The sequence below is a fragment of the Streptomyces sp. NPDC058289 genome (genome assembly GCF_042880975.1).
GTDB lineage: Bacteria > Actinomycetota > Actinomycetes > Streptomycetales > Streptomycetaceae > Streptomyces > Streptomyces stoeckheimensis.
The window spans coordinates 111,677-120,568 of record NZ_JBHVYI010000016.1 but is presented as its reverse complement, the minus strand read 5'-3'; the positions used below and the strand labels follow the sequence as shown (position 1 = coordinate 120,568).

At 69.3% G+C, this 8,892-nt stretch carries 9 protein-coding genes; all 9 read right to left on the bottom strand.

The window, feature by feature from the left end:
* Window positions 1–52: 52 nt before the first annotated feature.
* A complete protein-coding gene (gene glmM, locus ACFVX6_RS11370) occupies window positions 53–1,411 on the bottom strand; it encodes a phosphoglucosamine mutase (RefSeq protein ID WP_389690127.1) in 1,359 nt (452 codons plus the stop codon).
* Between the two features lie 132 nt (window positions 1,412–1,543).
* On the bottom strand, window positions 1,544–2,065 hold the full coding sequence (gene rpsI, locus ACFVX6_RS11365; RefSeq protein WP_356507267.1) for a 30S ribosomal protein S9: 522 nt from the start codon (window positions 2,063–2,065) through the stop codon (window positions 1,544–1,546).
* 46 nt (window positions 2,066–2,111) lie between these two features.
* Window positions 2,112–2,555 (bottom strand): 50S ribosomal protein L13, encoded by a 444-nt coding sequence (rplM, locus tag ACFVX6_RS11360; RefSeq protein WP_112447734.1) that lies wholly within the window; start codon window positions 2,553–2,555, stop codon window positions 2,112–2,114.
* A 234-nt stretch (window positions 2,556–2,789) separates the two neighbouring features.
* Window positions 2,790–4,049: a glycosyltransferase family 87 protein gene (locus tag ACFVX6_RS11355; protein ID WP_389690124.1), complete on the bottom strand. Its 1,260-nt coding sequence runs from the start codon at window positions 4,047–4,049 to the stop codon at window positions 2,790–2,792.
* A gap of 66 nt (window positions 4,050–4,115) precedes the next feature.
* A complete protein-coding gene (locus ACFVX6_RS11350) occupies window positions 4,116–5,735 on the bottom strand; it encodes an ABC-F family ATP-binding cassette domain-containing protein (RefSeq protein WP_389690122.1) in 1,620 nt (539 codons plus the stop codon).
* A 59-nt stretch (window positions 5,736–5,794) separates the two neighbouring features.
* A complete protein-coding gene (gene truA, locus ACFVX6_RS11345) occupies window positions 5,795–6,646 on the bottom strand; it encodes a tRNA pseudouridine(38-40) synthase TruA (RefSeq protein ID WP_243333379.1) in 852 nt (283 codons plus the stop codon).
* 104 nt (window positions 6,647–6,750) lie between these two features.
* Window positions 6,751–7,215 carry a 50S ribosomal protein L17 gene (gene rplQ, locus ACFVX6_RS11340; protein ID WP_250751467.1) on the bottom strand — a complete coding sequence of 155 codons (465 nt, stop codon included), beginning with the start codon at window positions 7,213–7,215 and terminating at the stop codon, window positions 6,751–6,753.
* A gap of 90 nt (window positions 7,216–7,305) precedes the next feature.
* Complete coding sequence (locus ACFVX6_RS11335; protein ID WP_008739666.1) at window positions 7,306–8,328, bottom strand: DNA-directed RNA polymerase subunit alpha; 1,023 nt, start codon at window positions 8,326–8,328, stop codon at window positions 7,306–7,308.
* A gap of 157 nt (window positions 8,329–8,485) precedes the next feature.
* Window positions 8,486–8,890, bottom strand: coding sequence for a 30S ribosomal protein S11 (rpsK, locus tag ACFVX6_RS11330; protein ID WP_006376016.1), 405 nt, complete (start codon window positions 8,888–8,890; stop codon window positions 8,486–8,488).
* Window positions 8,891–8,892 lie beyond the last annotated feature (2 nt).

Here is an 8,892-nt window from a genome sequence, read left to right as displayed (position 1 = left end):
GCGCTACGAAGCTTCGTAGCGCGGGGCCGCTGTCATGACGGTCGGGCGGGCTCTAGCCGAGCGCCGACTTCACCACGTCCGCGAGGCGCCCCGCGACCGAGCGGGCCTGCTCGATGTCGGCGGCCTCCACCATCACGCGTACGAGGGGCTCCGTGCCCGACGAACGCAGCAGCACGCGTCCGGTCGTGCCGAGCTCCCGCTCCGCCTCGGCGACGGCCGCGGCCAGCTCGCCCGAGGTGGTGACCCGCGACTTGTCCACGTCGGGGACGTTGACCAGCACCTGCGGCAGCCGCGTCATGATGCCGGTCAGCTCGGCCATGGACTTGCCGGTGGCCGCGATCCGGGCCGCCAGCATCAGGCCGGTCAGGGTGCCGTCGCCGGTGGTGGCGTGGTCGAGGATGATCACGTGGCCGGACTGCTCGCCGCCCAGCGCGTACCCGTGCTCCTTCATCGACTCCAGGACGTACCGGTCGCCGACGCCGGTCTGCACGACGTTGATGCCCTGGGACTCCATGGCCAGCTTGAAGCCCAGGTTCGACATCACGGTGGCGACGACGGTGTCCTCGCGCAGGTGCCCGGCCTCGCGCATCGCCAGCGCCAGCACCGCGAGGATCTGGTCCCCGTCGATCTCCTCGCCGTTCGCGTCCACGGCGAGGCAGCGGTCGGCGTCCCCGTCGTGCGCGATGCCGAGGTCGGCCCCGTGCTCGACGACGGCCTGCTTCAGCAGACCGAGGTGGGTGGAGCCGCAGCCGTCGTTGATGTTCAGGCCGTCGGGCTCGGCACCGATGGTGACGATCTCCGCGCCGGCCCGGGTGAAGGCCTCGGGCGAAACGTAGGCGGCCGCGCCGTGCGCCTCGTCCAGGACGACCTTGAGGCCGTCGAGACGGTTGGGCAGCACACCCATGAGGTGGGCGACGTACTTGTCGAAGCCCTCGGTGTAGTCGGAGACGCGGCCGACACCGGCGCCCGTCGGGCGGTCCCACGGAGCGCCCGTGCGGTGGTCCTCGTAGACCGCCTCGATCCGGTCCTCCAGCTCGTCGGCGAGCTTGTGCCCGCCGCGCGCGAAGAACTTGATGCCGTTGTCGGGCATGGCGTTGTGGCTGGCCGAGAGCATGACGCCGAGGTCGGCGCCCAGCGCACCGGTGAGATACGCCACCGCCGGGGTGGGCAGCACACCGACGCGCAGGACGTCCACGCCCGCGCTCGCGAGGCCGGCGACGACTGCGGCCTCCAGGAACTCGCCCGATGCGCGGGGGTCCCGGCCGACCACCGCGGTGGCCCGATGACCAGCGAAGGTCCCCGCCTCGGCCAGTACGTGCGCGGCCGCCACGGAGAGGCCGAGCGCGAGCTCGGCCGTCAGATCCGCGTTGGCGACGCCTCGTACACCGTCCGTCCCGAAGAGTCGTCCCACTGTTGTCCTCCCGAGTTCACACTTCGCTATGAGCAGTTGTGCCAATTATTTGCCGCTTTTGGCGGTAAACGAACCGCCCCGGCAGCACACAGAGTGCTTCCGGGGCGGAATCGTGCTGAACAGCAGGCGAGATTAACGCTTGCTGTACTGCGGAGCCTTACGGGCCTTCTTGAGACCGGCCTTCTTGCGCTCGACCGCACGGTCGTCGCGGGAGAGGAAGCCGGCCTTCTTCAGCGCCGGGCGGTTGTTGTCCACGTCCGCCTCGTTCAGCGCACGGGCCACACCGAGGCGCAGGGCGCCGGCCTGGCCGGACACGCCGCCACCCGAGATGCGGGCGATGACGTCGTAGCGGTTGTCGAGCTCGAGCAGCTTGAACGGCTCGTTGACTTCCTGCTGGTGCACCTTGTTGGGGAAGTAGTCCTCAAGGGTGCGACCGTTGATCTTCCACTTGCCGGTGCCCGGAACGATCCGGACGCGGGCGATGGCGTTCTTGCGACGGCCCAGGCCGGCGGCCGGCTGGGGGTCACCGAAGCGACCGGCAAGGGACTCGGAGGTGTAGTCGCCCTCAACGGCTTCCACAGACTCGGTGGTGTACTCCTCGACGTTGCCCTCGAACTCTTCGACGGGGGTCGTCTCGGCGGTGGTCTCGGCCACGATGCTCCTCAGAAGTTTCTTGTCTTAGGGGGTGTGGTGGCCGGAACTACTGCGCGACCTGGGTGATCTCGAACGGCACCGGCTGCTGAGCAGCGTGGGGGTGCACATCGCCCGAGTAGACCTTCAGCTTCGAGAGCATCTGACGGCCCAGGGTGTTCTTGGGGATCATGCCCTTGATGGCCTTCTCGACGGCCTTCTCCGGGTTGTTCGCCAGGAGGTCGTCGTAGCGGACCGAACGCAGACCACCCGGGAAACCGGAGTGGCGGTACGCCATCTTCTGGGTCGCCTTGTTGCCGGACAGGTGAACCTTGTCGGCGTTGATGATGATGACGAAGTCGCCCATGTCCATGTGGGGGGCGTAAGTCGGCTTGTGCTTACCCCGCAGGAGGGTAGCGGCCTGGGTCGCCAGACGGCCGAGGACAACATCCTGGGCGTCGATGACGTGCCACTGGCGCGAGATGTCGCCGGGCTTGGGGCTGAACGTACGCACGCGTATGCCTTCGCTTCTTCAGTGGTGGGTCATCCCCGGGGGGTGAGCCCGAGGGACGGGTCCTGACATGGGTCACCACGGACGATCACGACAGCCCTGGTTCACATCGGAGACGCAACCCGTGTGTACCGCTGGTCATCGGCCCGGTGGACCGGCGTAAGGCAAATTCACGTGAGAATGAGAAAGCCAATACGCATAACGAACCAGCAGGGTACCCCTGAAGACCTGGAAGGGTCAAAACGCGGTCCGCGAACCCGTTTCGACGGGGGTCGCGGCGCACTCCGGTTCGGTCCTGGGTGGGGACCCCGTAGTTCGTACAGGTCCCAGAGTAACCCGGATCGGGCGCAGTGCTCGACGCGCCAGCAGTCCGGCGAGCGCGCACAGCGTCACCATGTCCCGGAATGCCCGTCTCTTGGCCTCGAACTCCGAGGGCCACGGGATGCCCGCGGTCTGGGGCACCAGAGCGACCCAGAACCAGGGCGAGCGCGGCATCGAGCCCGCCCGCACCCCCGATGCCAGCAGCAGCGGGAGCACCACGATCAGGTAGTGGTCGAAGGAGGGCCGCGACACCAGGAATGCGGCGAGCATCACCATGCAGGCCGTCTCCACCAGCCTCAGCTCGCCCGCGTCGCCGTCCACCTCGACCGGCCGCCGCCACCGCCGCCAGGTCGCCCACAGTCCGCACCCGGCCCCCGCGAAGGCCAGCACGACCGCCAGCGGCGCGGGCACCCCCAGCCTGGGCAGTGCGGCGATCGGCGAGGCGTCCCAGGGCAGTGCGTAGGAATCCTGGCCCTGGAGCAGGAACGGCAGGGTCTTGGTGAAGAACAGCATCGGGTGCGGCATCATCAGCGCCCCCGCCAGCGAGAGCCCCACCGGCACCCCCACCGCCAGGGCCAGTCCCCGCCACTGCCGCGCCAGGAGGAAGAGCAGCCCGATCGGCACCAGCATCGGCTTGCACGCGATGGCGAGGCCCACCACCAGCCCGGCCGCGGCCCAGTGCTTGCGGTGCGCCAGCAGCAGCGCCACCGGGAGGGCGGCGGCGGAGATGGCCGTCCAGTTCGCGATCAGCACGAGGTTGATGTACGGCTTGTAGGCCAGCGCGAAGAGCGCGAAACCGCCGACCGCGAGCCGCGAGCGCACCGGTACCGAGAACAGCCGCAGCGAGGCCCACCAGCCGAGGCCGACGAGCCCGGTCATCCCCAGCGGCAGCACGCAGCGCAGCAGCGGCGCCGGCAGCAGGGCCTCGGGAATCGCCATGATCACGGCGCTGGGCAGGTAGAGGAACCGCTTGTCCTCGTACGGGGAAACCCCGGCGAGCAGGGCGTCGGCGGCCTTGACCACGAAGGCGTTGTCCGAGCCCCAGTTCACCCGCAGGCTCGCCGAGACCGCCACCGACAGCAGGATCACCAGGCCCACGAACCGCCAGGACCGGGGGGCCGGCCGCAGCAGCCAGGCCACCCCCCGGTCCCAGGAGGACGGGCTGTCCCACTTCATGACCCAGACACTCGGCCGCAGCCCCACAACGAAGTCCCCTCGACCCAAGCCGGGGGCGGTCTACCCCTAGCGCTTTCGCTCGACCCTACGTTCGTCCCAGACGGGCTCCGTAGTCTCCCGTACAACACCGTCCGAACCGAAGACCAGGTAACGGTCAAATGTCCGGGCGAACCACCGGTCGTGCGTGACGCACAGCACAGTGCCGTCGTACGCCTCCAGCCCGTCCTGCAGCGCTTCCGCCGATTCCAGGTCCAGGTTGTCCGTCGGCTCGTCCAGGAGCAGCGCCGTCGTACCCGCGAGCTCCAGCAGCAGGATCTGGAACCGTGCCTGCTGGCCGCCCGAGAGCCTCTCGAAGGGCTGCTCGCCCTGGCGCTCCAGCTCGTAGCGGCGCAGTGCGCCCATCGCCTGGCCGAGCGGCTTCGCCGCCTCCGTCCACAGGATGTCGACGAGCGTGCGGCCGAACAGCTCGGGGTGGGCGTGGGTCTGCGCGAAGTGGCCGGGGACCACGCGGGCGCCGAGCTTCCACGTACCCGTGTGCTTGACGTCCTCCCCCGCCATCAGGCGCAGGAAGTGGGACTTCCCGGAGCCGTTCGAGCCCAGGACCGCGACCCGCTCCCCGTAGAAGACCTCCAGGGAGAAGGGCTTCATCAGCCCGGTGAGCTCCAGGTTCTCCACCGTGAGCGCGCGCACGCCCGTACGGCCGCCCTTGAGCCGCATCTTGATGTCCTGCTCGCGCGGCGGCTCGGGCGGCGGACCGGCCTCCTCGAACCTCTTGAAGCGGGTCTGCATCGCGTGGTACCGCGAGGCCATGTCCGGGCTGCTCGCGGCCTGGCCGCGCAGTCGCAGCACCAGGGCCTTCAGCCGGGCGTGCTCCTCGTCCCAGCGCCGCTTGAGCTCCTCGAAGCGCGCGAAGCGCTCCTTGCGGGCGGCGTGGAACGTGCCGAAGCCCTCGCCGTGCACCCAGACGTCGGAGCCGTTCGGGCTCGCCTCCAGGCTGATGATCTTCTCGGCGGCCTGGGTCAGCAGCTCCCGGTCGTGGCTGACGAAGAGCACCGTCTTGCGGGTGGCCGCCAGCTGCTCCTCCAGCCACCGCTTGCCCGGGACGTCCAGGTAGTTGTCCGGCTCGTCGAGCAGCAGCACCTCGTCCGGCCCGCGCAGCAGCGCCTCCAGGACCAGCCGCTTCTGCTCACCGCCCGAGAGCGTGCGCACCTCGCGGAACTGCGCCGTGTCGTACGGGATCGCCAGCGCGGCCATCGTGCAGACGTCCCACAGCGTCTCCGCCTCGTACCCCTGCACGTCGGCCCAGTCGCTGAGCGCCTGCGCGTACTGCATCTGGGCGGCTTCGTCGTCCACCGTCAGGATCAGCTGCTCGGCCCGGTCCACCGCCTTGGCGGCCTCCCGGATCCGCGGCTGGGCCACCGAGACCAGCAGGTCCCGTACGGTCGTCTCGTCGCGGACCGAGCCCACGAACTGCGACATCACGCCCAGCCCGCCGCTGACGGTCACACCGCCGCCGTGCGGCTGGAGCTCGCCGGAGATCATCTTCAGCAGCGTGGTCTTGCCGGCCCCGTTCGCCCCGACCAGGGCGGCGACCGACCCCTCCCCCACCCGGAAGGAGACGTCGGGGAGCAGAACCCGCCCGTCGGGAAGGTAGTACTCCAGGTGGCTGGCTTCGAGATGTCCCATGCGGGGCATTGTCCAGGTCCGGCGCCGATCCGCCCAAACGAGTTAGTCGGCTACGAGCACTAGCAGCAGCCGGCTCCCGGCAGCGTCCGCAGGTTCCGTGCTTCCTTGCTGCGGGCGGCCAGCAGCTCGTCGGCCGGGTAGCCGACCTCCTCCAGGGTCAGCCCGTGCGGCTTGACCACGTGCACCGAGGAGTCCCGTACGGCCGCGGCCAGCACCTTCCCGGGCCAGTCGGTCGTCCGGTGGCCGTCGCCTACGTGCAGCAGGGCCCCGACCAGCGAGCGGACCATGTTGTGGCAGAAGGCGTCGGCGCGGACGGTCGCGGTGATGATCCCCTCCGCGTCCCGCTCCCAGCTGAGCTGCTGGAGGGTGCGGATGGTCGTGGCCCCCTCGCGCTTCTTGCAGTACGCGGCGAAGTCGTGCTCCCCGACCAGCGCGGCGGCGGCCTCGTTCATGGCGTCCACGTCGAGCGGCCACTGGTACCAGAGCACGTGCCCTCGCCGCAGCGGGTCCACGCCGGCCTGGTGGTCGCCCACGCGGTAGGCGTAGCGGCGCCAGATCGCGGAGAACCGCGCGTTGAACCCGGCGGGGGCCTCGGCGGCCTTCCACACCCGTACGTCGTGCGGCAGCCGCCCGGCGAGGCGGCGCAGGAGCTTGTCCTGGTGCTCGGCCCACACCTCGTCGCGCACGTCGAACTGCGCGACCTGCCCGCGCGCGTGCACGCCCGCGTCGGTCCGGCCGGCCACGGTGAGCTCCACCGGGTCGGGCAGCCGCATCACGGTCTGCAGGGCCGACTCCAGCTCCCCCTGGACGGTCCGCAGCACGCGCTGCTTCGCCCAGCCGGAGAAGTCCTTGCCGTCGTAGCTCAGGTCCAGCCTGACCCGGACGTGTCCGGGCTCCACCTCGTCACTCACGTGACAGATCCTCTCAGCTGCGTCTTTCGCACCAATGCAGAACGGGCCCGCCCCGGTGAGGGGGCGGGCCCGTTCAGAGCCGTTCAGCGTGATCCCGGAAGGGATCAGGCCTCCTTGGTCTCCTCGGCGGCGGGAGCCTCAGCGGCCTCCGCCTCCTTCACGGCGCGCTTGGTGGCGGCCTCGGCCTCACCAGTGGCCTGCTGGGCGACCGTAAGGGCCTCGACCAGCTCGATCACGGCCATCGGGGCGTTGTCGCCACGACGGTTGCCGATCTTGGTGATGCGCGTGTAACCACCGGGGCGGTTTTCGTAGCGCGGGGCGATCTCGGTGAACAGCGTGTGCACGATGCTCTTGTCCGTGATCGTCTGCAGCACCAGGCGACGGTTGTGGATGTCGCCCTTCTTGGCCTTGGTCACCAGACGCTCGGCGTAGGGACGCAGGCGGCGGGCCTTGGCCTCGGTGGTGGTGATGCGGCCGTGCTCGAAGAGCGACTTCGCGAGGTTCGCGAGGAGGTGCTTCTCGTGCGCGGCGCTGCCGCCCAGACGGGCACCCTTTGCGGGACGCGGCATGGTCATACTCCTTCATATCTGCACCGGCCGTGTCAGGTACCGGTGACAGTTCCCCCGAGGCGGATGCCGCGGGAAAGTTTCTGGTGGTGCTTAGTACTGCTCGGTCTCGACGAAACCGGCGTCCGCGTCGTCGTCGGCGCCGAAGGCGTCGGCAGCGGCGGTCGGGTCGAATCCGGGCGGGCTGTCCTTGAGGGCCAGGCCCATGCCGGCCAGCTTCGCCTTGACCTCGTCGATCGACTTCGCACCGAAGTTGCGGATGTCGAGCAGGTCGGCCTCGGAGCGGGCGACGAGCTCACCCACGGAGTGGATGCCCTCGCGCTTGAGGCAGTTGTACGACCGAACGGTGAGCTCGAGCTCCTCGATCGGCAGGGCGAGATCAGCGGCCAGGGCCGCGTCCGTCGGCGAGGGGCCCATGTCGATGCCCTCGGCGTCGATGTTGAGCTCGCGGGCCAGACCGAACAGCTCGACCAGGGTCTTGCCGGCGGACGCCATGGCGTCGCGCGGGCGCATGGCCTGCTTGGTCTCGACGTCGACGATCAGCTTGTCGAAGTCGGTGCGCTGCTCGACTCGGGTCGCCTCGACCTTGTAGGTGACCTTGAGGACCGGGCTGTAGATGGAGTCGATCGGGATGCGACCGATCTCCTGGCCCAGCTGCTTGTTCTGGACGGCGGAGACGTAGCCGCGACCGCGCTCGACGGTCAGCTCCATCTCCAGCTTGCCCTTGCCGTTGAGCGTGGCGAGGACCAGGTCCGGGTTGTGCACCTCGACACCGGCCGGGGGCGCGATGTCGGCAGCGGTGACCAGGCCGGGACCCTGCTTGCGCAGGTACATCACGACCGGCTCGTCGTGCTCCGAGGAGACGACCAGCTGCTTGATGTTGAGGATGATGTCGGTGACGTCTTCCTTGACACCCGGCACGGTGGTGAACTCGTGCAGGACGCCGTCCACGCGGATGCTGGTGACAGCGGCACCCGGGATCGAGGACAGGAGCGTGCGGCGGAGCGAGTTGCCGAGGGTGTAGCCGAAGCCCGGCTCCAGCGGCTCGATCACGAACCGCGAGCGGTACTCGTCTACGACCTCTTCGGTCAGCGAGGGGCGCTGAGCGATAAGCATGTGGATTCCTTCATTCGTGGACGCCCACTATTTGACGCCCGACGGAGTGCAGCACAGAGCTACGAACTACAAGGGTACGGGCGGTACGTCCCCCGCGAGGGGTTCGTACCGCCCGGACACTCAAAGACGCACAGGCGCGAAGCCCGGCGTCGCCGAATCAGACGCGGCGACGCTTGGGCGGACGGCAGCCGTTGTGCGGGGTGGGGGTGACGTCCTGGATCGAGCCGACCTCGAGGCCAGTGGCCTGGAGGGAGCGGATCGCGGTCTCACGGCCGGAGCCGGGACCCTTGACGAAGACGTCGACCTTGCGCATGCCGTGCTCCTGCGCGCGACGGGCGGCCGACTCGGCGGCCATCTGCGCGGCGAAGGGGGTGGACTTGCGCGAGCCCTTGAAGCCGACGTGGCCGGCGGAGGCCCAAGAGATCACGTTGCCCGCGGGGTCCGTGATCGAAACGATGGTGTTGTTGAACGTGCTCTTGATGTGGGCGTGCCCATGAGCGACGTTCTTCTTTTCCTTGCGGCGCACCTTCTTGGCAGCGCCCTGACGACCCTTGGGGGGCATCT